The 24672-nt window shown below is 64.7% G+C and carries 22 protein-coding genes; 9 read left to right on the top strand and 13 right to left on the bottom strand.

Annotated features, from left to right (window positions below; translation table 11 throughout):
• The first annotated feature begins 5 nt into the window (after positions 1-5).
• Genes F7D01_RS10465 through F7D01_RS10475 form a run of 3 tightly spaced genes read left to right on the top strand, consistent with a single transcriptional unit; the run spans position 6 to position 2973 of the window.
• A complete protein-coding gene (locus tag F7D01_RS10465) occupies positions 6-938 on the top strand; it encodes a glycosyltransferase family A protein (RefSeq protein ID WP_215227511.1) in 933 nt (310 codons plus the stop codon).
• A 26-nt stretch (positions 939-964) separates the two neighbouring features.
• Entirely contained in the window at positions 965-1954 is a 990-nt protein-coding gene (locus tag F7D01_RS10470; RefSeq protein WP_215227512.1) for a glycosyltransferase family 2 protein, read from the top strand.
• Complete coding sequence (locus F7D01_RS10475; RefSeq protein WP_215227513.1) at positions 1951-2973, top strand: glycosyltransferase; 1023 nt, start codon at positions 1951-1953, stop codon at positions 2971-2973. Before F7D01_RS10470 ends, F7D01_RS10475 begins: the two co-directional genes overlap by 4 nt.
• 364 nt (positions 2974-3337) lie before the next feature.
• On the opposite strand, the gene F7D01_RS15275 is transcribed toward F7D01_RS10475, so the two are convergent.
• From F7D01_RS15275 to F7D01_RS10490, 4 genes are read right to left on the bottom strand one after another with little or no spacing between them, the layout of a single operon-like run.
• Positions 3338-3982 (bottom strand): hypothetical protein, encoded by a 645-nt coding sequence (locus tag F7D01_RS15275; RefSeq protein ID WP_251566730.1) that lies wholly within the window; start codon positions 3980-3982, stop codon positions 3338-3340.
• On the bottom strand, positions 3982-4662 hold the full coding sequence (locus F7D01_RS15280) for a hypothetical protein (protein ID WP_251566732.1): 681 nt from the start codon (positions 4660-4662) through the stop codon (positions 3982-3984). Before F7D01_RS15280 ends, F7D01_RS15275 begins: the two co-directional genes overlap by 1 nt.
• The gene (locus F7D01_RS10485) at positions 4617-6038 is read right to left on the bottom strand and encodes a hypothetical protein (RefSeq protein WP_215227514.1); all 1422 of its coding nucleotides are present in this window, start codon (positions 6036-6038) and stop codon (positions 4617-4619) included. The genes F7D01_RS15280 and F7D01_RS10485 overlap by 46 nt, the downstream gene beginning before the upstream one ends.
• Positions 6038-7282, bottom strand: a complete 1245-nt coding sequence (locus F7D01_RS10490; protein WP_215227515.1) for a polysaccharide biosynthesis/export family protein — start codon at positions 7280-7282, stop codon at positions 6038-6040. The genes F7D01_RS10485 and F7D01_RS10490 overlap by 1 nt, the downstream gene beginning before the upstream one ends.
• 270 nt (positions 7283-7552) lie before the next feature.
• Between F7D01_RS10490 and F7D01_RS10495 the strand changes: the two genes are divergently transcribed.
• Complete coding sequence (locus F7D01_RS10495; RefSeq protein WP_251566734.1) at positions 7553-8086, top strand: heme NO-binding domain-containing protein; 534 nt, start codon at positions 7553-7555, stop codon at positions 8084-8086.
• Entirely contained in the window at positions 8086-9504 is a 1419-nt protein-coding gene (locus F7D01_RS10500) for a sigma-54 dependent transcriptional regulator (RefSeq protein WP_215227516.1), read from the top strand. Before F7D01_RS10495 ends, F7D01_RS10500 begins: the two co-directional genes overlap by 1 nt.
• A 75-nt stretch (positions 9505-9579) precedes the next feature.
• Here F7D01_RS10500 and F7D01_RS10505 read toward each other — a convergent pair whose 3' ends face one another.
• On the bottom strand, positions 9580-10464 hold the full coding sequence (locus F7D01_RS10505; protein ID WP_215227517.1) for an oxidoreductase: 885 nt from the start codon (positions 10462-10464) through the stop codon (positions 9580-9582).
• A gap of 11 nt (positions 10465-10475) precedes the next feature.
• Entirely contained in the window at positions 10476-11351 is an 876-nt protein-coding gene (locus F7D01_RS10510; RefSeq protein WP_215227518.1) for an NAD(P)H-binding protein, read from the bottom strand.
• A 101-nt stretch (positions 11352-11452) separates the two neighbouring features.
• On the opposite strand from F7D01_RS10510, the gene F7D01_RS10515 reads away from it, so the two are divergent.
• From F7D01_RS10515 to F7D01_RS10525, 3 genes are all read left to right on the top strand, one after another.
• The gene (locus F7D01_RS10515) at positions 11453-12169 is read left to right on the top strand and encodes a TetR/AcrR family transcriptional regulator (RefSeq protein ID WP_251566736.1); all 717 of its coding nucleotides are present in this window, start codon (positions 11453-11455) and stop codon (positions 12167-12169) included.
• A gap of 1284 nt (positions 12170-13453) precedes the next feature.
• Positions 13454-17053: an ATP-binding protein gene (locus tag F7D01_RS10520; protein ID WP_215227519.1), complete on the top strand. Its 3600-nt coding sequence runs from the start codon at positions 13454-13456 to the stop codon at positions 17051-17053.
• Complete coding sequence (locus tag F7D01_RS10525) at positions 17047-18813, top strand: phospholipase D-like domain-containing protein (protein WP_215227520.1); 1767 nt, start codon at positions 17047-17049, stop codon at positions 18811-18813. Before F7D01_RS10520 ends, F7D01_RS10525 begins: the two co-directional genes overlap by 7 nt.
• A 192-nt stretch (positions 18814-19005) precedes the next feature.
• Here F7D01_RS10525 and F7D01_RS10530 read toward each other — a convergent pair whose 3' ends face one another.
• From F7D01_RS10530 to F7D01_RS10555, 6 genes are all read right to left on the bottom strand, one after another.
• A complete protein-coding gene (locus tag F7D01_RS10530) occupies positions 19006-20397 on the bottom strand; it encodes an MFS transporter (RefSeq protein WP_215227521.1) in 1392 nt (463 codons plus the stop codon).
• The gene (locus tag F7D01_RS10535) at positions 20387-20872 is read right to left on the bottom strand and encodes a cupin domain-containing protein (protein ID WP_251566738.1); all 486 of its coding nucleotides are present in this window, start codon (positions 20870-20872) and stop codon (positions 20387-20389) included. The genes F7D01_RS10530 and F7D01_RS10535 overlap by 11 nt, the downstream gene beginning before the upstream one ends.
• Position 20873: 1 nt before the next feature.
• On the bottom strand, positions 20874-21635 hold the full coding sequence (locus tag F7D01_RS10540) for a carboxymuconolactone decarboxylase family protein (protein ID WP_215227522.1): 762 nt from the start codon (positions 21633-21635) through the stop codon (positions 20874-20876).
• Positions 21632-22042, bottom strand: coding sequence for a cupin domain-containing protein (locus tag F7D01_RS10545; protein WP_215227523.1), 411 nt, complete (start codon positions 22040-22042; stop codon positions 21632-21634). The genes F7D01_RS10540 and F7D01_RS10545 overlap by 4 nt, the downstream gene beginning before the upstream one ends.
• Complete coding sequence (locus F7D01_RS10550) at positions 22039-22290, bottom strand: tautomerase family protein (protein ID WP_256443705.1); 252 nt, start codon at positions 22288-22290, stop codon at positions 22039-22041. Before F7D01_RS10550 ends, F7D01_RS10545 begins: the two co-directional genes overlap by 4 nt.
• Before the next feature lie 98 nt (positions 22291-22388).
• Positions 22389-23300 (bottom strand): LysR family transcriptional regulator, encoded by a 912-nt coding sequence (locus F7D01_RS10555; protein ID WP_215227525.1) that lies wholly within the window; start codon positions 23298-23300, stop codon positions 22389-22391.
• 147 nt (positions 23301-23447) lie between these two features.
• On the opposite strand from F7D01_RS10555, the gene F7D01_RS10560 reads away from it, so the two are divergent.
• On the top strand, positions 23448-24317 hold the full coding sequence (locus F7D01_RS10560) for an aldo/keto reductase (RefSeq protein ID WP_215227526.1): 870 nt from the start codon (positions 23448-23450) through the stop codon (positions 24315-24317).
• Here the strand turns inward: F7D01_RS10560 and F7D01_RS10565 are convergent.
• The gene (locus tag F7D01_RS10565) at positions 24290-24550 is read right to left on the bottom strand and encodes a hypothetical protein (protein ID WP_215227527.1); all 261 of its coding nucleotides are present in this window, start codon (positions 24548-24550) and stop codon (positions 24290-24292) included. The two genes, F7D01_RS10560 and F7D01_RS10565, sit on opposite strands and share 28 nt — an antisense overlap.
• Positions 24551-24672 lie beyond the last annotated feature (122 nt).

The following is a 24672-nucleotide window of genomic DNA, read 5'->3' on the forward strand; positions in this document are numbered from 1 at the left end:
TTCCGATGAAGACCCCACGCTTTTCTGTCATCATCCCGGTTCATAACGCAGAGAAGACCATCTCCGCCGCGATCGAAAGCGTGCTGAGACAGTCCTTCAAGGATTTCGAGATCATCGTGATCGACGATGGCTCGACCGACGACAGCGTGCGCAAAATGCTCCGCTTCGCGCGTGACGACGAGCGGGTTCGTTCCTTCGCCAAGAACCGTGAGGGCGTTTCGGCCACCCGTAACCAGGGAGCCGATCTCGCGCGCGGCGAGTTCCTGGCTTTCCTCGATGCTGACGATTGCTGGACGTTCGACAAGCTGTCGCGTCACAATCGCTTGCATATCGAGAACGAAGACATCGAGGCGAGCTATGCCAAGATCGCTTTTCGCTCGGAGATGCAGAACGGTCAGCTCGCCAAGCCGATGACCTTCTCCAGCGTGCCCGACGGCCCGCTGGACCTCGCAACGGTGCTACCCGAAAACCCGGTCTGCACCACCTCCAACTTGGTCATCAAGCGCGAGACGTTCGTGGGGATGGGTGGCTTTCGCAAGGGCATGAACCACGCGGAGGATCAGGAATTCCTCGCCCGCTTCGTGGATGAGGGACGCCGGATCGTCGGGATCGACCACTGGCTGGTAGACTACCGCATGAGCCCGGACGGCCTTTCCTGCGATTACGAGGCCATGCTGGCCGGCTGGCGGACGCTCGCGGCGAAGTTCGCGGACCGGTTCGACATGCGCAGCGCCGAGGCGGTCTATTGCCGGTACCTCGCCCGCCGCATCCTGCGCGCCGGTGGGCCGGCGCCGCTCGCCCGGCAGATGGCCTTCGACGGCGTCCGCTCTGACTGGCGCGCCTTCTTTTCCGACACCCGCCGCGGTGCGCTCACTTTGGGCGCCGCCATCGGCAGCAGCCTGATGCCTGCTCGCGTCCGCGCGAACGTCTTCGCTTGATCACTTACTTTGAAAAGGAATTTGCCATGACCACGCCCAAGATCTCCGTCGTGATGCCCGTCTATAATGTCGAGACTTATGTTGCCGAGGCCATCCAATCTGTACTCGCGCAGACCTTCACCGACTTCGAGCTGATCGTAGTCGACGATGGCGGGCAGGACGGCTCGATGGAAATCGTCCGCAGCTTCGGCGACAGCCGCATCCGCATCGTTACCCAGGCCAACCGCGGCCTGGCCGGTGCGCGAAACAGCGGGATAGCGGAGGCGCGCGCGCCCTATGTCGCGCTGCTCGATTCCGATGATCGCTGGCACCCCGAGAAGCTGCGCCTGCACTACGTGCATCTGGAAGCCGACAAGGCGATCGGCGTCAGTTTTTCGGGATCGCGGATGATCGATCAGGCCGGCAACGAGCTGGCGGTGGCCATGCGTCCCAGACTGACCGGTATTCGCCCCGAAGATATCCTTCGCCGCAATCCGGTCGGCAATGGCAGCGCCCCGGTGCTGCGCCGTTCGGCCATCGACGCGGCGATGTTCTTCCATCCGAAGGAACCGTGGCGCAAATGCTGGTTCGACGAGAATTTCCGCCAGTCGGAAGACATCGACCTGTGGGTTCGCCTGTCGGCGGCGCACGGCGTGCGGTTCGAAGGGATCGCGGGGCAGCTGACGGAATATCGCATCGTCGGCGGGGCGCTGTCGGCCAATATCGTCAAGCAGTATCTCAGCTGGACCGCGATGCTGGACAAAGCCACGCTCTACGCGCCCGAACTGGTGGCGCGGCATGGCGACGCGGCGCGTGCGTATCAGTTGCGCTACCTGGCCCGCCGCGCGGTTCAGCTGGGCAATGCCGAACTGGCTGCCGACCTGTTCGGGCAGGCCGTCCGCCTCGAACCCAAGATGTTCCTGGCCGAACCGCGCAAGAGTGCGACGACTGCGGGTGCCGTGCTGGCGGGAAAGGTGCTGGGCCCGGATCGCTTCCGCGCGATCTCGAAGCTCTACCTCAAGGAGGCAGCGGCATGATCGACGTCGTCCATCTGCTAGACGATTTCGCCTTTGGCGGGGTGACCCGGGCGCTCACCGTGTTCGATCACCCTGAGTTGGCGGCGCATGCAAGGTCACGGACAGTGGCTATCGGGAAGGACCTTATCGCAAAGAGGTTCGATGCGGAGGTGCTGGTCACGCATGTTCCGCCCCGCTGGTCGCGGCTGCCCTTCCTCCTGTCGCTGCGGATGCGCAATGCGGGCGCGCGTCTCGTCCATGTCGAGCACAGCTATACCGAGGGGTTCGTCCGCGAACGCGTGAAAGCTCCGCGCAGGTTCGCGGCGCTGCTGCGGATCGCCTATTCGCTGTACGACGAGATCGTCTGCGTTCCGCGCGTCCAGCGCGACTGGCTCGCCAGGTCCGTTGGCATCCCGAGCCACAAGCTGCGCGTGATCCATCCGTGGTGCGGCCGCGAGGAGCTATTGGCCCTGCCGCCTGTCCCGGTCCATCGGGACCGCCCCTTGCGCCTCGTGGCCTATGGCCGCTTCGCCAGCGAGAAGAACTTGATCGCCCTGATCGAAGCCGTGTCTATGTTCGCTCCCGGCGATGTCGACCTCCAACTGATCGGCGACGGACCGGAACTGGCCGCCATGCGCGAAGCGGCCGGCGACAATTCGCACATTCACTTCCGGGGGAGAATCGACAATCCGGCAGAGTTCCTTAACGATTGTCATGCCGTTATCGTTCCTTCGCGCTATGAGGCGTACGGCCTCGTCGCCACCGAGGCGCGCATGGCGGCGCGGCCCATTTTGGTCGCCGATGTCGATGGGCTGCCCGAACAGGTCGGGTTGGCTGGCCTCGTCCGGCCGATGCGCACGTCAGACGAAATCGCCGCCGCGATCGCCGAATTTGCCAAGCTGCCACTCTACCGAATGGGGCTCCACGGACGGCACCGGGCGGCCAAGCTGTCGGGCGCGATCCTGGATGGCTGGAAAGACCTATTCGTCGGTGACACGGCGGGTCATGTGGAGACCCCACTGTCGAGAAACGCCGCCTGAAGCGAGCCGTTACCCTTCCGCGCTCGCCAGGGCCGTCCCGCCGTATGTCGCGACGGGGCGGCCCTTTTGCGTAAGACATGCTGCTAGTTTGCGATCATCTCGCTGCATCTTGTCCTTCGGCCATGCTTGAGGAGCTTGCCGCACTTCTTTGCCGTGAAGCGCCGACCTGGAGGACCACCACCAACGGAGGGATCGGCCTGCTTTCCCGGTCCCATATAGCGCCTCGCAAAATCGGGGATCGCGCGACGGTGAAGGCAGTTAGGCGATCGACGTCATGTGAACCGACCAGAGCGTTCGAGAAAGCTTGCTCGCCGCCGTGATCGACCGTGGCGGTCAGCTGCGGGGGTAAGGGCCAGCGATCCGATCAGAGTGCGAATGCCGGTCGAGCCGCGAATTCCTTTGCGAGCTCTCTAGCCTCGTCACGCCGCGTTTCGGGGGCAGGACAGGCCAACACCTTGCCCATCAGGACCAACGCCGGCCAGAACAGGTAGGCGAGGATCTCGAGGTTCTCGCCGAAGCTGTAAAGCACCAGAACGAACACCATCGACAGCGCGGCCCGCTCGGCGCTCCCCTGGCGCGCGCGCCACGCGAGCACCAGCAGCGTGCTGAACAGCGGCACCGCAAGGGCGATCGCGCCGGTCAGTCCCTTGACGAACAGCAGGCCGTACCAGCTGTGATGGCTGCCGATGGGCATGTATTCGACCAAATGCGGGCCGTTCTCGACGATCCCGTGCCCGAACCAGTACGCCTCTGCCTGCCAGCGCTCGATCGCGATACGGCCCAGCGCGGCGCGTACCCGGCTGGAATCGGCACGCGCGGCGGAGAAGTCGTTCATCAGGGCCTCGATGATCTCGATCAAGACTGGCCCGAACATGCCCAGCAGCACCATGGCGGGGGCGGCGAGGTACCACATCCAGGCGCGGTCCATGCGGCCAATGGCCCAGACCATTGGCGCGATCACCGCGAGCGCGACCAGCGCCAGCCTCGATTGCGAGAGGATCGCCAGCATCAGCCGGCGACGATGCCGACGGTGCGCCAGCCCACGCTCTCGTCGCGCACGGCGAGCAGGACGAAGATCACAGCGATCATTCCCGCCGCCGGTGACCACGGGGCGAAGAACTGCCAGCGCGGCGTGCCGACGCCCGGCTCGATCGTGTAGAGCGTGGTGGCGAAATATTCCGGCCCCGGACCGCCGACGATCTTGAGGGGGGAGACCCACAGGGTTTCGGGCAGTCCGATGAACGGCGTGGCCAGGAACAAGGGCATCAGCATCAAAGTCTGTGCGCCCAGCTTGCACACCGCCCGGTAAATCACCGCCTCGCGCACCTGCAGCAGCGCGCCAGCTAGCGGGAAGAGGGCGATCAACGCCCAACCCTTGGCCCAGCCGATCGAGGACTTGATCGTCTTCGCAGCACCCAGATCGAAGCTGGCGTGGCCGATCCACAGGATCAGCAGCATCGCCGCCATCCCCGCGATCCACAGCCAGATGGTCAGCGGCAACCGGGCAAAGCGCTCGCTCACCGCGGCGTCGACATAGGCCAGCCAGCACGCCATCAGCGCGAGCGTCCAGCCGATCACCGGCCCCGCGATATACAGTCCACCCACCAGCCACAGCAGCCAGGTGGACTGTATCGCGGCCGAGATCAGGCGTTCGGCAGCAGTTTGCGGATGATCGGTTGACGCAGCCACAGCAGCAGGAACCCGAAGAGGACGAAGATACTGGCACCAAGGGCACCGGCGAGGGCGATGATGGGCGAGGGCGCCGCGCGACCGCGCGGCAGCGACGGCACCTCGAGCGTCTGGACCAGCGGGTAGGACGCGAAGGGATCGGCCTTGTTGGTGTCGAGCCGGGCCAGCGCCGAGCTGAACACCGCTTCGGCCACGCGCAGGTCCCGCACCAGCCCGGCAAGCTTGGACGCCTGAGCGACAAGCGCTTCGCTGCGGCCCGATTCCTGGCTGATCTGGCGACGCAGTTCGGCTAGGGCGGCCTGGTTGCCCGCATGCATGCTGTCCCGATTGGTCAGCGTCTCGAACAGCCGTTCGCGCGTGTCTGACACCGCGAGATCGGAAAAGGCGAGTATATCTTTACCGCCCGCACCGGTCAGGCGGCTACCGCGACGGGCGAGCGCGTCGCGCAGTTCGGAACGTTCCGCGCCGAGCTTCTCCATCGCGCCATGCGCCGAACCCAGCGTGCCGCCCCGCTGCGTCTCCTCGCCCACCGTCTCGGCGTAGCGGGTGAGCAGTTGCGAGAAGACCGGATCAGCCTTCAGCTGCATCGCCAGCCGCGCCTGCGGAATGCTGATCTGCAAGGATGACGCAAGACGACCGGCAGTACCGCCGCTCTCGGCAACGAGCACCCGCCGCTCGCGTTCGGCGGCCTTCATCTGGTCGAGCCCGGAAACTCGCCCGGCAAATTGATCGAGCGAGACGAGCCCGGTTTCGCCCTGGAACCGGAGCAGCGCCGCCTGCGCAGCATCGACCTTGTGTTCCAGTTCGGCGATCCGGGTGGCGTCGGCCTTCTCGCGCGTTGCCGCTTCATCCTTACGCAAGTTGTCGAGCGCGGCCATGAAGGCGGCCTGCAGGTGTTCCATCCGGTGGCGCGCCTGCTCGGGCGATGCGCCGGGCATGGTCAGCTCGATCAGGTTCGTCTGATCGATCAGCTTCACCTGCGGCGCGGGGAAAGCGTCCTCATCCTCGCCCGCGCGATTGGCCGCATCGCGCACCACGAGATCGGATGTAATCAGCCGCTTGTAGTTCTCCGTCGGGCTCAGCGTGTTGCTGGAGAATGCCGACACGGAGTTGACGGTTGCCTGTCCGATCGATTCCAGATTGACCGAGCCGCCCACGCCCGAACCGGGCAGGATCAGCGTCATTCGGCTGTCGTAACGGTCGGGCACCAGCGCCAGGTAGGCGATGGTGACGATCCAGATCGCCGCGAGGGGGATCGCCATGGTCACGAAGTAGCGGCGGTAGCGACCGACCGCGGGCATACCGTCGCGCACGAAGGCCCATACCCGCAGCAGCCAGCGCGGCGTCGGTTTGTAACGGGGATCGGTGCGGTCCATCAGTCCGCTCCGCTAAGCAGGATGGCCGGGGTCACGCTGCCGGCGGCATTGCCGATCGAACCGATCACTTCGTTCAGGTTCGACAGGCGGCTGTCATAGCACGCGATCGCGTCGTTTGGCATCAGCAGCGGATTGGCCGCATCACGATCGGCACCGCGAACCAGCTTTTCGATGTCGCGTTCCACGACGATGCTCTGGCCGTTCAGCGGATTGCGCGAGATCAGCACCGCGCGGCGGCCAGCCTGCATGTAGGACCCGCCCACGCAATTCATCTGCACCAGAGCCTGAAGCAGCCGCGTGCCGTAGGGCAGCGAAGTGGTTTCCGACCCGATCGCGGCGCCCGCATTGTTGTTGGCACCCTTCGTCAGGTTCGACATGAAAACCTTGATGCCCGGAGGCGTCAGCGGGGTCGGGCGCGCCAGAGCCGGGTCGAAGCACCGGCGGCTCGGCACGATCACGCGGTCTCCGGCGGCAATCGACACGTCGTTCGCGGTCCACCCGTGTGCGAGGCCGGAGAGGTCGAGTTCGATGTATGCGTCACCGCGAATGAGGTAGATACGCTGCACGTCCGCATCGGGGCGAACACCGCCCGCCGCGCGGATCGCGGTGGCCACGCTGCGCGACACGTTGTCGTCGCCGCGCACACCGCCTTCCTTCAAGCCGATCCGGCTGGCGGGCGTCCGCTCACCGGCGCGAACCGCGCCTTCCATGAACACCGCGCCCGATACCGCGACCGGCACGCCCGCCGCCTCGATCAGCGAGAGCGACACGGCATTGCGCAGCGGCCGGACGACGCCCGAACGTACGAGCTGCGTACGGATGGCCTGCTCGGCGTCGGAAACCGATCGACCGGCCAGCATCAGCGGCTGATGACCGGACACCGCGATCGTGCCGTTGCTTTCGATGACATAGGTGCCACCAAGCTCGCCCTCGTCGCCCAGCAGGCTCAGCGTCAGCCTGTCGCCGGGGGAGAGGGGAGCAGTGCGGGCAAGGAATTCCTCGGGCCGCGCACGGCGCAACGTGTCGAGTTCGCGCGGCGCGCGCCAGTCACAGGTCGGCGCACCGCGAGCGGCGGGGGTTGCCATGACCCAGTCGCCTTCGGGGTGGCCGCTCGGCGCCGCAATCGCCTGACCAGGCAACCAGGCGGAACCGGAAAGATTGGCGGGTCCCGGGCCCGACACGCAGGCACCCAGCGAAGCAGCCATCGCCAGGACGGAAATACGGCGATTGAGATTGAAAGACATCGAAACGGACCCTCCGAATTGCGTTCGGGTGTCGTATTTCAAGGACCGTGCCAGATGCCCTGCGCCTCGCGTTTCGGGTCAGTTGGACGCCGGAAATTCGCGACCCTCGCAATTTGCGGCAGCCTGCTTTCGCAATTTGCAAAGGTTTTTCGCGTTATGCGTCACTCAATGAGCCGTAACTACGCTTTTCCGTGCCTGCAAAACGGCACGCATCTTGCGTCTCGGATGGCGGCCGAGCGCAAGCGCGCCGCATTCAACTAGGAGCCACACATGAAAGGCCTCATATTTTCCGAACTCATTCGCTTCATGGAGGAAAAACAAAGTCCGCTTTTTGTGGAGCAGGTCATTGCCGCGGCCGATCTACCAAACGACGCCGCATTTTCCCGCATCGGCGTATATCCCACGGCGCACGCCTTGCTCCTTGTCGGCGCGGCGTCGAAATTATCGGGTATCCCGGTCGCCGCCTTGTGCGAGGAGTTCGGTAGATATCTCTTCGGACGCTTTAATATTCTCTACCCGGAGATCATGTCCTCCTATTCCACGGCCGAGAGCCTGCTCGAACATGTCCGCGAGCATATCCACCAGGATGTGAAGGTACTCTATCCCGATGCCGTCCCTCCCGAAGTGACGGCGAGGACGCAGGATGGCGAATGCGTTGTCGAATATCGATCGCACCGGCCGCTCGCGCATATCGCATGCGGCCTCATCCGTGGCTGTCTCGAGCATTTCGGTGACGGACGGTCGATCGAATGGGTAGACTGCAGCGACAGCGGTGACGCCGCCACATTCAGGATCGCAGCGTGATGGCAAACTCGGTTCTGATCGTCGAAGACAGCGCGTCCATCGCGCTCGGTTATGCGGCGCAATTGCAAAGCGCGGGACACAAGGTGGATGTCGCCGAGACGCTGGCGGACGCGAAGGCCGCTCTGCGTGGGGGCGATTTCGACGTCGTGCTGCTGGACCTGCAATTGCCCGACGGCAACGGCATGGACCTCCTGAGCAGCAGCGCGTCCGGCGGAAAACCGGCCCCTGCGTTCATCATCGTTACCGCGGACGGCTCCCTCGCCCGTGCAATCGACGCGATGCGGTTGGGTGCTTACGATTTCCTCGTAAAACCGGTGGCGGGCGAACGGCTGCTGACCACGGTGCGCAACGCCGCTGAACGGGGCCGTCCTGCGCGCAAGGCACAAACGCCCAAGCGCGCGGACACCGCAGTCGGATATCATGGCTTCATCGGCACGTCTCCTGCCATGCGGCAGGTCTATGACGCGATCGAGAATATCGCGAGTTCCAAGGCGACCGTCTTCGTGACCGGCGAGAGCGGTACGGGGAAGGAAGTGACCGCCGAGGCGATCCACGCCGCAGGTGCGCGCGGCAATGGCCCCTTCGTGGCGATAAATTGCGGCGCGATCCCGGAAAGCCTGCTGGAGTCGGAGCTGTTCGGCCATGTGAAAGGCGCCTTCACCGGCGCGGTCGAGAACCGGATCGGCGCTGCCAAGGCGGCGGACGGCGGCACTCTGTTTCTCGATGAAATCTGCGAAATGGAGCTGAAGCTGCAGGTCAAGCTGCTGCGTTTCCTGCAAACCGCGACCGTCCAGCCGGTCGGCTCGAGCAAGGTCGAGCCGGTCGACGTGCGGATCGTGTGCGCCACCAACCGCGATCCGATTGCCGAAGTGGCGGCGGGTCGGTTCCGCGAGGATCTGTTCTATCGCTTGAACGTCATCCCGCTCGAACTCCCGCCGCTGCGCGCGCGCGGCCAGGACGTGCAACTGATCGCCGAGCAATTCATGGTGCGCTTCGGCAAGGAAGAGGGGCGCGAGCTGACTGAATTGAGCGAGGAAAGCCGCGCCGCACTGTACGAACATCCATGGCCCGGCAATGTCCGCGAGTTGCAGAACACCGTTCGCCGCGCCGTCGTCGTGGGGTCCGGCCCGATCCTGGACCTCGCATTGCAGCGGCATCCCGGCGCACCGGACCGGCAGGCTGAGCCAGCCCGCGAGGGGCAGCCCGAAATCGCCAATTCGAGCGCGCCCAGCAACGAGAAACAGGCTGAGCCGCAGGATGTGTGGGAAGGGATGACGCTCGGTCAGATCGAGCGCTTGGCGATCCATGCGGCGATCAAGCGATGCGGTGGCAATATCACCAAGGCGGCGAAAGCCCTCGATGTCAGCCCCTCCACCATCTATCGCAAGCTCGAAAAGTGGGGTGCGGCGATCAATTGAGCGGATCCGGCTTCGCGACGTTGCCTTTGCATGGCGCGAAGCCGGCATCGCCGACAGCCGACAACAGCCCAGTAATTAACTGCCTATTCCGTTCAGCGTGGCCACGGCCTCCGCAGGCAGGTGGAGATTGGCTGCCGCGACTTTCTGGCGCAGATGCTCGACCGAACTCGTTCCGGGAATCAACAGGATATTGGGCGACCGCTGCAGCAGCCAGGCAAGTGCGACCTGCATCGGCGTCGCTTCCATATCCCGCGCGACATTCTCCAGCGTGTCCGATTGCAAGGGATCGAACCCGCCGAGCGGGAAGAACGGGACATAGGCAATCCCCTCGTCCGCGAGGTGATCGATCAGATCATCGTCACCGCGATTGGCGAGATTGTACATGTTCTGCACGCAGACGATCTCGGTCATCGAACGCGCCGCCTCGACCTGTTCGGGCAGGGCGTTGCTGATGCCCAGCGCGCCGATCCGCCCGCGTTCCTTCAGCGCGATGAGCGGTTCGAGCATCGGCCTTACATCGCCGGAAGTGGGTCCCGCGTCGCCTTCACCGAACATCAACCGCAGGTTCGCGATCTCGATCCGCTCGATCCCGAGATTGTCGCAGTTGCTTTCGACCGCGTCGATCAGTTCCTGCGGCTCCATCGCCGGCAGCCAGGCACCTTCGTCATCGCGGCTTGCGCCAAGCTTGGTGACGATCGTCAGCCCTTCGGGGAAAGGGGCCAGCGCTTCGCGGATCACGCGGTTGGTGTGGTGCGGGCCGTAGAAGTCGCTCGTGTCGATATGGTCGATGCCGAGCGCGAGTGCTTCGCGTAGCACGGCGATCGCGCCCTCGCGGTCCTTCGGCGGGCCGAAAACATGCGGTCCGGCAAGCTGCATCGCGCCGTAGCCCATCCGGTGGACGGTGCGGTGGCCCAAGGCGAAGGTGCCCGAATTGGCGATGGCGTTGTCTGTCGTAAGCATTGGAAATTCCTTTAGTCGTGATTGGTTTGGGCGGCCGGAGCCAGTGCGGCCGCGAGCACTTCGCGCAGCGGTGTGGGCTTGCGGCCGAGGAGGTTTTCGAGCGTCGGGTCCACAGTGCTGAAATCACCTCGGCGAGAGGCACGGAAGGTCCCCAGCAGCATTTCGGCGTAGTGCTCGGGCACGCCCGCCGCGACTTTCGCCGCTTTCCATTCCGCGTCCGAAACGACGGTGTGGCGAACCTCGCGGCCGGTGATTTGCGAAGCGAGTTCGGCAATCTCGGCCATGGTCCAAGCGCGCGATGCCGTAAGCGGCGGGGTCGCCCCGTCGAAGGTCGCCTCGCCTGCGAGGAGTGCCGCGTCCGCCTGTGCCAAATCGTCGCGCGCCGTCCAGCAGACCGTGCCATCCTCGGGCACGCGCAATTCGCCGCGCTTCAAATCCTCGCCAATCATGTGCAGGCAACTCTCGGCGTAGAAACCATGGCGTAGCGACGTAAATGCAATGCCAGTTTCGGCCAGATCGGTTTCGGTCGCGGCATGCTGGTCGGCGGGCGCAAAAGGCGATCCCTCGCGCGCGCCGGCATGGGAAGTGTAGAAGATGCGTTCGACACCCGCTTCCTGGGCTGCGGCGATGGCATTGTGGTGCAATCCCCGCGCCTCTTCGCCGAGCTTGTCGACCGAGACAATCTCGATCCGCTCGATCCCGGTGAAAGCGTCGGGCAGGCTGGCCGGATCGGCGAAGTCTGCGCGCCGCACGGCGACACTCTCGGGCGGCGAGAGCGAACCCGGCTCGCGCGAAGCGGCGATAATCTGCGCCGGAGCAGTGCGTTCTGAAAGATATTCTACAATCGCGCGGCCGAGATGGCCATTGGCGCCTGTGACCAAGATCATGACTGCATTCCTTCCGGTGATATCGCTTTTCAGTTATCAGTGATAACATTAATACGCAATCGGCGCTATCATTGTTCCCGTATCGTCGATAATGATTGGTCATGACGATGGACGCCACCGACACCGACACCGACACCGATACCGATACGAGGCGGGCCGTGCTTGATGCTGCTGCCGAGCTGATCGCAAGCGGCGGAACCGCTGCGCTGACGACGCGCGCCGTCGCGGCGAAAGCGTCGATTCAACCGCCCACGCTCTACCGCATCTTCGGCGATAAGCGCGGCCTGCTCGACGCCGTAGCGCAAGACAGGCTGGCGCGGTTCGTGGCGGAAAAGGAAGCCGATCAGCCGCATCCCGATCCGGTCGAGGAGCTGCGGCGGGGGTGGAGCCGCTATGTCGCCTTCGGGCTCGAGAATCCAGAGGTGTTCGCGATCATGAACGAGATCGGTTCGCCCTTGGCGCAGTCGCCTGCGTCGCTGGCCGGGATGGCGGCCCTGCGCCGCCGCGCGGCGCAGATCGCGCAGGCCGGACGCCTTCGGGTCGCGGAAGAGCGGGCTGTCGCGTTGGTCCATGCATCCGCGGTCGGTATCGTGACCACGCTTCTGGCCTTACCGCCCGAGGAACGTGACGAGCAGATGCTCACCCTCGCCCGCGATGCGGCGATTGCTGCGATCGTGGATGAGACGGCAGCTTCGCAAGAATCCGGGCCGGTTCCCCACGCCATCGCCCTGCGCGCGCACCTCGACGATACGGCAGGGCTTTCTATGGCGGAAAAATCGCTACTGCGTGAATGGCTAGAGCGGTTGATAGGGCGTTGAGAAGCCGACGCTGAATTTACCTTCGGGCTTGCGCCGATCGAATCCGCTTAGCTCCATCGAACCTGGCAGACTGCGTGCGCATGATACCATACCACTGCCGCACGCGCCTTCCAGCGCTCGAGCAGCGAGCAAGGCCTTCGGTGCGCTCGCCAATTCGAAGGTCGGGGCGTTACCACAATTGAATCACACGGCGGATCGGAACGCTCGTGCGAGGGGCCGGCTCACAACGCAAGCCGCAGGAAACCTTGGCTTTTCTCGGTCGTCGGTGGATCGTTGGGAACAGGGTAGTGGCGGAGACGGAGGACTTATTAAGTCAAAACCTAATGATTTGAAATGAAATTTCTTTCAAATTTCCGCCGAACCAAGTCCCACGATATAACCCACGCGCCTAAATCCGACGCTTTTTCTCTGCGCTAAATGTCCATGGTTGTCCAGAACTTTTCGCCGACTTCCAACCCCGCTTCTAATTACGGCTGACTATCACACCCGGGGCGAAATAGGTGACGATTTGCTGCCAACGAATGGGCAATGGATTATGGCGCGTATGGCTCCGCCAGGCCGCCTGCCTTGCGGCGAGGATGGGAGGGGGACGGAAAACCGAAAATTGATGCCCTGGCGCGGGCCAGCGGGCATCAGCCCGCCATTCGGGGGCGTTTATTTGCGGTTTCGGGAACGAGAGGGCGAAGCCCTTAGCGTTCCCGCGCAAGGATCGCGGCAGCGATCCGCACAAGCAACGGTACCCTTGCACGGCGTGAAGCCGCCGGAGGTCCTGCGCGTGCAATCAGTGCGTCAGCGGGCGTCCGGCAATGAGAGAGGCAAGAGTGCCTGCGGGTTAGCTCGGGAAGGCCGCGCCCTCAGGAGCGCGCAGCGCGGGACAGAGCGCGTCCTCCAGAAATTCCCGCTCAACATCGAACTGCTCCTGATCGTCACCCGCATGGGCCGGGACTACAGGCCCGGTCCGCGCAGTGGATAGAGCAGGTCGCCCGAAGGGCAGCCTTTCATCAAGGCGTTCCTTGAGGAATGTCAGCTTTGCGCCCTAATTGCCGTCATTCGAGCGGCGCGGCGTCGTTCCTGAAAGCCGACATTCGTTCACGAAGTGGCATTCGGAGCGGCTGGGTCGAAGTTGAACGGCGGCTTTCGGATTGGCGCTCAAGCAGCTCGGCAACTTATTCGTATAGTCTACCGAGGGATCTCGCCCGGATGAGAACGCTTCCGTTGTTGTAGCGACCGCTTCTATGCCTATGATGGCGATGACAAACCTTTGGAAATCGGACCGGACAGCAATTGGCAGGCGCAGCAAAATCAAATCGATCGCGCCGGCGAAAGCGGCTGCCACTCGATCGACGCTTTACCTTTCTGGGCGACGCGGTCGCGGTCGGCGACCGCAAGGCGCTCCGTTCCGCCCAGTTCGAAGTGCTCGACACCGCTTCCGGAATCGAGCGGAGCCTCAAACTTTGGCGCAAGACCGGCGCCGCGGTCGATGCCGATCTACGCCAGCTCTGGCTCCACGAGATGCGCCAGGTTCAGCGCGTCATGTCCTATTCGGGCGCGCGCGAGGTTGTCGTCGACATCCTTGAATTCGTCGAGGACGATGATGAGTTCGGCGTGCTGCTCGAGACGGCCGGCCAGCCGCTAACCAACAAGCTCCAACGCGTCTCGCGCCAGCACTGGCTCAAGAATCTGGGCGCACCCAGGCCTCGCGCGCTGTTCTGGCGCAACATCCGCCGCATCGTCGACGCGCTCGGTATCGTCCATGCCCAGGGGCTGGTCCATGGCAATCTCTCGACCGATTCGCTGATGACCGAAGGCGCCGAGGATCCGGATTTCCAGCTCACCGGATTCGAATGGAGCCTGTGGCTCACCGCCGACAAGGCCCAGCGTACGCATGCCAGGCTTGGCGGCAGCGGCGACGCGGTTCGCGCCCAGTGCTATTCGTTCGAGGAGGACTGGAAGGCGCTCGGCCGCATGACCGCGCACTGTCTCGATGCCGTCGTGCGCACATCGGGCGACGTGCAGGCCGCCGGCAAGGCCGAATCGCCGATCGCGCTGAGCCTCGCCGAACGCGCACTGATCAAGCGGCTCGCGGCGCCAACGCGGTTCGACAATCTCGATGTTGTCTCGCTCGGCCGCGCGATCGACGACATCGTCGCAGAGGTCGGCCGGCCGGGCTCGGCACGCGCCGGCAGCTTCATCCTGATGTTCTCGCAGAATGCCGGTCTTGGTGGCGCCGTTTATACCGTCACCGATGGCGCGATCCCCGAAGACGAATATCGCGATCAACTCGACTGGGTGCGTGCCGATCTGGACCGCGGCGTGGCGCTACTCGTCCCGCGCGAGTTCGCCCCCGGCCAGAGCCGGCTTCAGCTGGTCAGCGATCAGATGATCTACACGCTCGGACCTCTCCGCCAGGAAGGCACCGCCGCCTGGGACGTCGCGGTCTGTTCGCAGGTCAAGCCGCGCGGCGACGCGCTGCGTCTGGGTGGGCATGACGAGCACGACCTTGTCCAGCCGATCACGGTCGCGACCGCGGTGCGCACCGCGACCGATCTGCGCGCTAGGCTCGGACCCGAGGCGCTCGACTGGAGTGGCTTCGCCACGGCCGGAAAAGGGGCGATGGCCTATGACCAGGTCGATCTGGTGCGGCAGGCGCTGCTTCTTATTCAGATCGTCGAGGCGGTTATCAAGTCTCTCGAAGTCTATCCGCTTGAGGTCCTCGAGATCGAGCGCCGGGAGGGGCGGCGCTATGCGATCGTTCGGGCTGAGCCGAACAATGACCGCGACCGCCTCGCGCGCAAGGTCGGGCTGGTCGACACCGAGAACGCGCTGAAACGCCTGTTCGAGGACGATCATCGCGACGGCGAGGCAAAATGGCGCATTTCGCAGGCAGCAACGCTCGGCGCGAGCCGCACTGGCGATGTGGTCGCGACGTTTATCGAGTTGCGCGAGCATCGCGGCCGCCATGGCTATCGCTTCGAGATCGACGAAGCGCTCCCGTCGAACGGGCCGTTCTTCCTGCGCACAGAGCGTGACACCGGCACCGAGGGTGTGATCAGCCGCCGCCTGCGCAACATCAAAGCGCTCGGCACCCGTGTCGATCTTGCCGAGATGCTGACCGACCCCTGGCGCGTCCGGCGATCGAGCCGCGAAACGCTCGACGACTCCGCGCGGGCTGACGCGCATTTCCAGGACCTCGATTTGCCCAAGCGCGCGGCGCTTGAAGGGCTGTGGTCGACGCTGCCCTCCTACTTCGTCGTCGGTCCGCCAGGCGTTGGCAAAACCCGGCTTGCCACCGAGACCGTCCGCCGCCGCTTCTCCGAGGACCGATCAACCCGGATCTTGCTGACCGCGCAGGGTCACGACGCGCTCGATCATCTCCAGGAGGAAGTGAAAGCCACGCTCCACGCCAACGGCATGGATGATGTCATCCTCGTACGCTCGACTGCAAGCGAGCGGCGCCCGCGCAGCGACCAAGACCTCCATGCCACCGGGCTCGACTATCTGCGCCGCCTATCGGAAAGCCCGATCGCTCGCGACGCGCCCGGGCCTTTGCGCGACCGTGTGGTCCAGTTGCTGAATGCTGGCCAGCGCCTGACCCGGTCGAAAGACGCTGTCGACAAGGACGACCGGGTCGCGCTCAACGCCGTCTCCAGCCTCATCCTCGATGCTGCCAATATCGTCGTCTCCACCGCCAACTCGCCCGATGTCGAGCGGCTGATCGAGGCGCGCGAGCAGTTCGACTGGGTGATCGTCGAGGAAGCCGCCAAGGCAACCGGACCCGAACTTGCCGGTCCGATGATGCTGTCGGGGCGCCGCCTGCTGATCGGCGACCATCACCAGCTGCCGCCCTTTGACGCCGACCGGCTGGTCAAAGTGCTCCAGAACCACGCCCTGGTCGGCCAAGCGATTGAGCTCGCCGACCAATTTGTCGGGCCGCTGCTCCGCGACGGCGAATCCTCCGAGCTCACCGCGCTTACCGGCGACGCCAATCGCCTGCGCGACGTCACCGACACGGCGCTGCGCCTGTTCGAACCGTTCCGTACCTTCGTCGAGGAGGACGAGCGCCGCCGACTCGCCAACCCGAACCACCGCACGATCTCGGGCACCTTGACCGAGCAGCGCCGGATGGATCCCGCAATTGCCCGGGTCGTGTCGCAGGCCTTTTACGGCGGCGCCCTGGAGACTCAGCCGGAGCGCGCAAATGCCGCGTTCGACAAACCGCGGCCGTTCGAGGTCCTCGCTCCCTTGCCGGCATCCCCCATCGTCATCGCCAATTTCAAGCATGTCAGCGCGACCGGCGCCCGAGAGTCGGTCGAGCACGCGCGGCCGCGCTGGCACAATCCCGGTGAGGTCGATGCGGTCGTCTCGATCCTCGAGTATCTGCGGGCCCGCGACGGCGAAAAGTCGCCGAGCCTGGTCGTGCTCTCGTTCTACAATGCCCAGGTCGACAAGCTCAGCGAACGCATCGACGGGGCCGTACGGAGCGGGCCGTTGGCGCATCTTGGATCCTTCCGGCCGGTCGTGCAGGGCGGCAAATGGGTGACCACCGTCGATGGCTTTCAAGGCAACGAGGCGGATGTCGTCGTCCTGTCGCTCGTCCGCAACAATGCCGGGAGCGGAATGCGCGCGCTCGGGTTCCTTCGCGACAAGCGCCGCATGAACGTCGCGCTCAGTCGCGCCAAGTCCAAGCTCATCATCGTCGGCAGCGTCGACTTTCTGCGCGAGGCGGTACGTGGCGTGAACCCAGATGCCGGCAGTCACGATCTCTCGTTCCTTAACACCGTCGCGGAGACGCTCGACGCGCTCACCGGCGAGACTCGCCCCGACGGCATCCCCCAAGCCTGTTTCGTCGATCCGGCGATCTTTCTGGGCCAGCGCCCATGCTGATCGCGATCCCGGCCTTTCGCCTTTCCTCGAAAGTGAGCATCGACAAGGGCCGTGCCTGGAGCGTCATCGACGAGATGATCTTCCTGGCCTTGAACCGCCAGCCCCTCTCGATCGCGCATCTCGCGCGCGACGCGAACCTGCCTCGTCAGCTTATCGTCGCCTCAATCGCGCGGCTGATGCGCTTTCGCCTGATCGAACTCAGCGTGCGCAGCGACGGGGCCTTGTTCCGCGCCAGCGCCTACGGCCAGGAGATCGTCACGGCGGGGCGACCGCTGCCCTTCTTCCCAACCCGGGAGACCCGACGGGTCAGCTGTGTCATCGAGCGCGCCACTGGCGGCTTCTTTCCGACAGCTCAGGTCCGCATCGGCTCAGAGCATGCGCTACGTAGCGATCCCGATCCCGACATCCGCCTGATCATGGTTGAAGGCGGCGGCCCCTCGATGTCGCACGAGGCCAACCTCGCGCGCCTCTCCCAGGTCGCGGCGCGCGGCTGGGAAGAGCAGCTAGCCTATATCGACGGACGCACCGCCTCTCTCCACAGTGAGTTCATGCTCGTCCGCGTCGTCGACGGCGTGCCGCGCAACCTCCCCGACAATGCCTCCGCCACCTTGCGCGACATCGTCGACGAGGCGATCGCACGCCCGCTTGGCACGACCCAGGTCCAGATCGGCTATGGCGGTCCTTCCGCCGAGCCCGATCCAACGCCCGTCACCCATGTTTGCGAGTTCGACCCGGCCGATCTCGTCATTGGCGGGTCCGCCCAGCTCGAATGCTTCAAGACCCTGCTCGAGACGGCCTGCAGCCGCGTCATCATCCACTCGACCTTTCTCGACCATAACCGCTTCCGGGCGCTGTTCACCGAGATCCGCGCGGCCTGCCTGCGCGGTGTCAGCTTCGACCTGCTTTGGGGCGCCGACAATCTCGATGAGGAAGAAACCCACAACACCGCCGAGGCCGTCGAGATCGCCAAGATCGTGCGGGAGGACCGCGACCTCGCCCGACGCTTCCGCGTCCATATGCGCAGTACCCGCTCGCACGCCAAGCTGTTGCTCGCCGATACCCAGGACGGTGGCTGGATCGCCGCGGTCGGATCATGCAACTGGCTCTCGAGCCCGTTCCGCGCGGTCGAACTGACTGCGGTCCTGCGCGACTCGCGCGTCGTCGCTGACGTCACCACCGCCCTCCAGCGGCTGGTCGGCCGCCGAGGCCTCTCCGACGATATCGCGACCGAGATGGCGATCGTCACCCGCGAGCTGCGCCGGCACGAGCCGCGCGAAGGTAATGCGCAGATCACCCTGCTACTCGGCGAGAGCCATGATGAAATGATGCGATTAGCGACCGGCGACGCGGAAGCCCGGGTCTTGGTCGGCTGCCATCGCCTTGGGTCTACGGCCCGGCCCGGCGTCGTCCTCCAGGCAGAGGCCGCGGTCGAGCGCGCGAATATCGATGTGACGCTGCTCTACACCCGCTCATCGGGGCCGCTTAAGAATCGCCACGCGCGTAAGCTCGCCGAAGAGGCGGCGGACAATGGCGTGCGCTTGATCAAGGCAGGCGAAATCCCGCTCCACGGCAAGTTCGTCGCTTGGGACGACGACGACCTGATCGTCACAAGCCTAAACTGGGCGTCCGCGGCCAGCGATGTCGATTTTCCGCAGGGCGATATCGGCGTCCATCTCCACTCTCCGGGCATTGCCGCCACCGCGACCCACGCGCTCGAGACGATCTTTCCGGAGATCGCCGTGTCAGCCGAGGCGGTCTGACCCAAAAGGTCGCGGCTCGAGCCAACGTCCGGTTTCTCGGGGCGCCCGCCTGAAAGCGGTCGGTCCGTAACCGGCCCAATGTCAGTCGTTCGTCAGACGGCGCATTAGGCAGCTTCTGGGCCGTTTGCGGTCAGTCCGCTTTCGGTCATCCCGAGCTTAAACGCGGACCTTCAGTCAGGCGTTTCTATCCGATCATCGTGCACATGCGACCGCGCCCGCACCTAATAGCGAAAATAAGACGGTGGCGATCACCGCCTCGTTCCAACCTGCGATCAACCCGTCTATGCCGCCGACTTCGCCGCCGTGCGCGATCAGGATCGCGCTCACGGTGATCCCGATCGCCGAACCGAGATAGCGCGCGGTGTTGTTGGCACCGCTTCCGGCGCCGCTCTTGCCGTCGGGCACGGTTGCGACTGCCTGCTGGCCGAGCGCGCTATTGAGCAGGCCATTGGCCGCGCCCGCGAGGAACAGCGCGGGCAGGAAGCGCAGCAGCATCGGACCCTGCGCCGGGGCATAGAGCAGCGCCTGCGCCAGCGCGCAGGCGAGGATCGCCGCGACGATGATCCAGCGTGGCTCCCAATGCTCTGGCAACGCGCGGGCGGCCAGGGCGGCGATGACGCTGGTGGCGGACCACGCGGTCAGGATGAAGGCGCTCGCTATGATCCCGACACCGAGCCCGCGCGCGAGGATGACGGGCACCAGGCTCATCAGCGCGAGGATGCCTGCGCCCGAAGCGAAGGCGGCGACGGTCGCTCCAACGAAGGAAGCTTCGCGGAACAGCGCGAAATCGATTAGCGGATCGGCACGCGACCGTTCGACGCGCACCAAGAGTGCGAGCGCGACCGCGCCGCCAACCAGCAGCACCCAGACGAGCGGCTGGCCGAGGCCTTGCCGCATATCGGTCAGCCCCGCCATCACCAGCGCCAGACCCGCCATCAGCAGCGCGGTGCCGAGCCAGTCGGTGCGCTGTCCAGTTTGCGGCGTGTCACGTGGCAAGAGGAATAGCGAGGGGAGCAAAAGCGCTGTGGAAAGTAGCGTGGTCGCCCAATAGGCGGCGCTCCAGTCGAAGCCGCGCGTGCCGTAGGCGGCCATGATCGGGCCGATCGCGACGCCCGCGCCCAGGCAGGCCGCCCAGATTGAGGTGGCGTGGGTCTGCTCACGCCCGCGGGCGAAGTGATGGCCGAGAAGGCCGAGCCCGCAGCTCATCAGGGCCGCCGCGCCCAAGCCCTGAACTACGCGCATCGCGATCAGCAGCAGCGGCTCGACCGATAGCGCGGCCACGGCAGATGATAGCGCGCAGACGACGAGGCCGATCAGGAACACCAGCCGCCGCCCGTGTTGATCGCCCAGCGTGCCGGTGGCGAGCAAGCCGGTCGCGGCACCCAGCGGCATGGCGCTGAGGATCCACGCCTGCGCGCCCGGTCCGGCGCCCAGCGCATCGGCGGTCGCGGTCACCGTGGTCAGCGGCACGGTGAAGATCACCAGCGACAGCAGCGTCGCGGCGGAGGTCAGCGCAAGCAGCCAACCGCGCGAGGTGGGGGCGGCGTTGTTTGCGGCGTCCAGGGGGGCGAGTCTAGCCGCCACGATACGCCGCGTCGGTTACCGGCTCCAGCCAGACGACATTCTCGCCGTTCTCGTATTGCTGGACCGCATAGTGGCTGACCGCGGACCCATCTGTCGCGCCGTGCCAGTGCTCGACGACCGGCGGGGTCCAGATCACGTCGCCCACGTTCATCACGATCCGCTGGCCGTCGCGCGTGGCGACCCAGCCAGTGCCATCGGTAACGATCAGCATCTGGCCTGCCGGGTGGCTGTGCCAGTTGGACCGTGCACCGGGCAGGAAAGTGACCTTGCCCGCGTTGACGATGAATGGATCGCGAGCGTCGAACACCGGCTCGACATAGACGGTGCCGGTGAAGTTCTCGTCGCTCGCGATCTGTCCGCCGCGTTCCTGCGCAGTGGTCCCGACCATCGGACCTTCCGTAGCTGGCGCGTCCTGCGCGGCTGCGGCAGCTGGCAATGCCAAAGCGATGGCTGCAAGCATCGATTGGATACGCATCTCAGTTCTCCCGGCTCTGGAACACTTTCTTCGCGACCGGCATGGCCGAGAACACTTTCGGCCAGCCTGCGTAGAAGGCGAGATGGTGCAGCATCCCGGAGGCTTCCGGCTTGGTCAGGCCGTTGTCCATCGCGCGGTTTAGGTGGAAGGTGATCTGGTCGTAGTGGCCCGCCCCGATCAGCGCGGCGACGGTCACCAGGCTGCGGTCGCGCGGAGCGAGAGCGGGACGCAGCCATAGGTCCTGGAACAGCAGATCGGTGGTGTCAGTCACCACACCTTGCGACACGTTGCCGAAATTGCTGGAGACGGTTTCCTGCCGCTGCGCCTCGGCCTCCTTGTCGAGCGGCAGCATGTCGGCGGAATCGACCGGCGGCATCGCGCTTTGCTCGATTCCGCGTTCCTCGAACACCTTGGCGACCGCGGGCACCGCCTCCATCGCATTCTGCCATCCGGCATAGAACGCGAGGTGGTAGAGCGTTTCGGATATCTCGGCGGGCTTCACCCCGGCATCCAGCGCGATCGCGGCATATTGGTCGATGCTCGCGGTCTGGTTGCGGGCGATCAGCGCGGCGAGCGTGACGAGACCGCGGTCACGCCGCGAGAGCTGGTCGTTCTGCCACACGCGACCAAACAATTCGGCCTCGGTGGTCTGCTGGAGGGCGGGCGATACGGTCATTTTGGTCTCCGAAGTGGGGGCGTGATCCTGCGCAGCGGCGGGGACGGCGGCGGCGAGCGCGATGGCGGGGATGGTTGCCAGCTTCATGATGGCGGCCCTTTCTCGTAATCCTCGTCGCTGACCGGCTCGAGCCAGTTCACCGCGACGCCGTCCTTGGCTTCCTGGATCGCGATATGCGTCATCGCCTGGCCCTTGCTCGCGCCGTGCCAATGCTTGTGGCCGGGCGGGCACCAGATGATGTCGCCCGCGCGGATCTCGACGATGTCCTCGCCCTCGCACTGCGTCCAGCCGACGCCGTCTATGACGAGCAAGGTCTGGCCGAGCGGGTGGGTATGCCAGTTCGAACGCGCGCCGAGCGTGAAGGTCACGGTCGCGCCGGTCACGCGCGCATCCCCCTCACCGGCGAAGCTGCCGGAGAGGTAGACGTCGCCGCCCGCAAAATTCTCCGCTGGGGCTTTCTGGGTTTCCTGCTGGTTGAGACGGGTAAGTTTCATGTGTTCTCTCCTTGCTGGGTTAGCGGTCCGTAGCCCGGTCGCTTGAACAGCCGCTCTTCGTTTGAAGCAATTTCGGGGTGGTAGACCGTGCCCATCCAGTCGGATGGCGCGACATCCTCGATCGCGACCGAGACCGCGTCCGGACCGTAGCCGAGCGTGTCGATGACCGCGCTGGTCAGCGCTTCGGCGAGCGCGCGCTTCTCGGCGTCGGATCGACCAGCGTGCATTTTAGCGGCGATATGGGGCATGGGTGCCTGTCCTTTCGCCACTTCAACGAGCGGAACGGCAGCGCGCTCCGATCATTCGGCTCCATGCCGTGATGAGCGGCATTCAACACCGCGGCAGGTCACAGGCCGAGCGGTTGCAGCTCCCTTATGCAATCGACCAGAAGGCGGAGGCCGGTGGGCACCTGCCGGCGGCCCGGCCAGTATATCTGGAAGCCGTCGCCGGTCAGCCAGTGCTGCTTCAACACCGGCACCAGCGTTCCGGCATCAAGATGTGGGCGCACAAGTGCCTCGATCCCATACATCAGCCCCACGCCATCCAGCGCCATGGTCAACATCGAGCGCGACTCGTTGAGCGTGATCTGTCCGGGCGTCGCGACCTCCACCACGCCGCGATCCTCGCCCGCGAGCTCCCAGTCGAACACGGTATGGTCGCCGCTGCGGATGCGCAGACAGCGATGCTTTGCAATGTCCGTTAGGAACTCTGGCGTGCCGTGCGCTTCGAGGTAGGAGGGGGCCGCCACCACCACCCAACGCAATGGCGCGGAAAGATCGCGCGCGATCATGTCCTCGGGGATGGTGCCGCCGAAGCGGATGCCCGCATCGTATCCGTCCGCGACGATATCAACGAGCCGGTTGGACGAGAGGATCTCCAATTCCACGTCGGGATAGCGCCTTGTGAACTCGGCCATCACCGGCGCAACAAGCAGCTCGGCAGCGTCCTCGACGACATTGAGTCGAATGCGGCCGGACGGGCTTTCGCGGAACCGGTTGAGTCGCTCGATCGCGCTATCAATCAGGTCGAAGGGCTGGCCGACGCTGTCGCGCAATTCCTCGCCCGCCGCGGTCAGCGTTACCGAACGGTTGGTGCGGTTGAGCAGACGCACGCCAAGCCGCTCTTCCAATCCACGCATTGCGTGACTGAGCGCCGACGGGCTGACGCCAAGCTCGGTCGCGGCGCGCCGGAAGGTGCCCGCCCGAACGATCGCGAGGAAGTAGGTGAGATCGGCGAGGTCGGAGCGACTGGTCGGCATCGTCCCCAGCTAGCCGATCCGGTTCATGAGCGCCACTCACCATCGCGGTGACGGATATTGCCATGGCGCTCGCGCATTACCTGCACATCTAATCAAACAAGAGCGCGGACGTGGAAGGTCCAGTCCGCGTGAGCGAAAGGCAAGAACATGATCCTCGAAGAAACCTACACTCTCAACAATGGCGTCACGATTCCCAAGATCGGCTTCGGCACCTGGCTGATCGACGATGGCGAGGTGGAAGCGGCTGTCGGCCACGCGCTCGATGTAGGCTATCGACATATCGACACTGCGCAGGCGTATGAGAATGAACGCGGTGTGGGCGCGGCGATCCGCAGTAGCACGATAGCGCGCGACGACATCTTCGTCACCAGCAAGCTCGCCGCCGAGGTCAAGTCGCTGGAAGAGGCGCGCACCGCTATCGATGGCTCGCTGAAGGAGATGGGTCTCGACACGATCGACCTGATGATCATCCACAGCCCGCAACCCTGGGCCAACTTCCGTGAGGGTGACCATTTCTTTGAAGGCAACCTTGAGGCGTGGCGCGCGCTCGAAGAGGCGCTGCAGGCGGGCAAGCTACGCGCGATTGGCGTCTCCAATTTCGAGCAGGTCGATCTAGACAACATCCTCGAGAACGGCAGCGTCAAGCCCGCGGTAAATCAGTTCCTCGCCCATATCGGCAACACACCGCATGAACTGATCAAATACACGCACGGTCGGGGCGTCCAGGTCGAAGCCTATTCGCCATTCGGCCATGGCGAGATCCTTGGCAACGACACCGCAAAGCAGATCGCCGCGAATTACGATGCCAGTGTGTCGCAGCTCGCGATCCGCTATTGCCTCCAGCTCGGCTTGTTGCCGCTGCCCAAGTCCACGACGCCCGATCACATCCGCGCCAACACGCAGGTCGATTTCACAATCTCGGACACTGATATGGCGACGTTGAGGGCACTCGCATTCCATGACTACGGCGAGGCAAGCGACTTCCCAGTCTACGCCAAAAAGGCGCGCGCAAGCTGAACAAGAGTCGGACGATGACAGTCACCTGCCAGTTTACTAGCAAGGTCGCCTTCGTCATCGGGGCAGCGAAAGGCATGGCGGCACTCGCCGCCGCCGAAGACATCGAGACTGTAATCGTTCGCGCTTAGAATCTCGTCCGCTTTGAGGTTCGTCCGGCAACTGCCGTGACGACCGATTATGGGCGCTTTGCGGACAGGCAGGAACTGGGCCGGTTCCTGAATGCTGTGTTTCACGCATGCGCGTCCAGCAAGCGATCATTTGGCTTCCTCCCCAATGGATTTTTCGCTCGCTGACAAAGTGATTGCGGAGGGACGCTCTTAGGTGTCTGTGGCCATTGGCGCCGTACGGTATGAGC

Origin of the sequence: Erythrobacter sp. 3-20A1M (assembly GCF_018636735.1) — a bacterium.
Lineage (GTDB): Bacteria > Pseudomonadota > Alphaproteobacteria > Sphingomonadales > Sphingomonadaceae > Alteriqipengyuania.

Bases quoted from the DNA above. Each gene is read 5' to 3' on its own strand.
- F7D01_RS10475 (WP_215227513.1), top strand. From the start codon at position 1,951: ATGATCGACGTCGTCCATCTGCTAGACGATTTCGCCTTTGGCGGGGTG.
- F7D01_RS10535 (WP_251566738.1), bottom strand. From the start codon at position 20,872: ATGCGTATCCAATCGATGCTTGCAGCCATCGCTTTGGCATTGCCAGCT.
- F7D01_RS10490 (WP_215227515.1), bottom strand. From the start codon at position 7,282: ATGTCTTTCAATCTCAATCGCCGTATTTCCGTCCTGGCGATGGCTGCT.
- F7D01_RS10500 (WP_215227516.1), top strand. From the start codon at position 8,086: ATGGCAAACTCGGTTCTGATCGTCGAAGACAGCGCGTCCATCGCGCTC.
- F7D01_RS10555 (WP_215227525.1), bottom strand. From the start codon at position 23,300: ATGCCGACCAGTCGCTCCGACCTCGCCGATCTCACCTACTTCCTCGCG.
- F7D01_RS10560 (WP_215227526.1), top strand. From the start codon at position 23,448: ATGATCCTCGAAGAAACCTACACTCTCAACAATGGCGTCACGATTCCC.
- F7D01_RS10545 (WP_215227523.1), bottom strand. From the start codon at position 22,042: ATGAAACTTACCCGTCTCAACCAGCAGGAAACCCAGAAAGCCCCAGCG.
- F7D01_RS10470 (WP_215227512.1), top strand. From the start codon at position 965: ATGACCACGCCCAAGATCTCCGTCGTGATGCCCGTCTATAATGTCGAG.
- F7D01_RS10505 (WP_215227517.1), bottom strand. From the start codon at position 10,464: ATGCTTACGACAGACAACGCCATCGCCAATTCGGGCACCTTCGCCTTG.
- F7D01_RS10525 (WP_215227520.1), top strand. From the start codon at position 17,047: ATGCTGATCGCGATCCCGGCCTTTCGCCTTTCCTCGAAAGTGAGCATC.
- F7D01_RS10465 (WP_215227511.1), top strand. From the start codon at position 6: ATGAAGACCCCACGCTTTTCTGTCATCATCCCGGTTCATAACGCAGAG.
- F7D01_RS10485 (WP_215227514.1), bottom strand. From the start codon at position 6,038: ATGGACCGCACCGATCCCCGTTACAAACCGACGCCGCGCTGGCTGCTG.
- F7D01_RS10550 (WP_256443705.1), bottom strand. From the start codon at position 22,290: ATGCCCCATATCGCCGCTAAAATGCACGCTGGTCGATCCGACGCCGAG.
- F7D01_RS15275 (WP_251566730.1), bottom strand. From the start codon at position 3,982: ATGCTGGCGATCCTCTCGCAATCGAGGCTGGCGCTGGTCGCGCTCGCG.
- F7D01_RS10495 (WP_251566734.1), top strand. From the start codon at position 7,553: ATGAAAGGCCTCATATTTTCCGAACTCATTCGCTTCATGGAGGAAAAA.
- F7D01_RS10515 (WP_251566736.1), top strand. From the start codon at position 11,453: ATGACGATGGACGCCACCGACACCGACACCGACACCGATACCGATACG.
- F7D01_RS10540 (WP_215227522.1), bottom strand. From the start codon at position 21,635: ATGAAGCTGGCAACCATCCCCGCCATCGCGCTCGCCGCCGCCGTCCCC.
- F7D01_RS10510 (WP_215227518.1), bottom strand. From the start codon at position 11,351: ATGATCTTGGTCACAGGCGCCAATGGCCATCTCGGCCGCGCGATTGTA.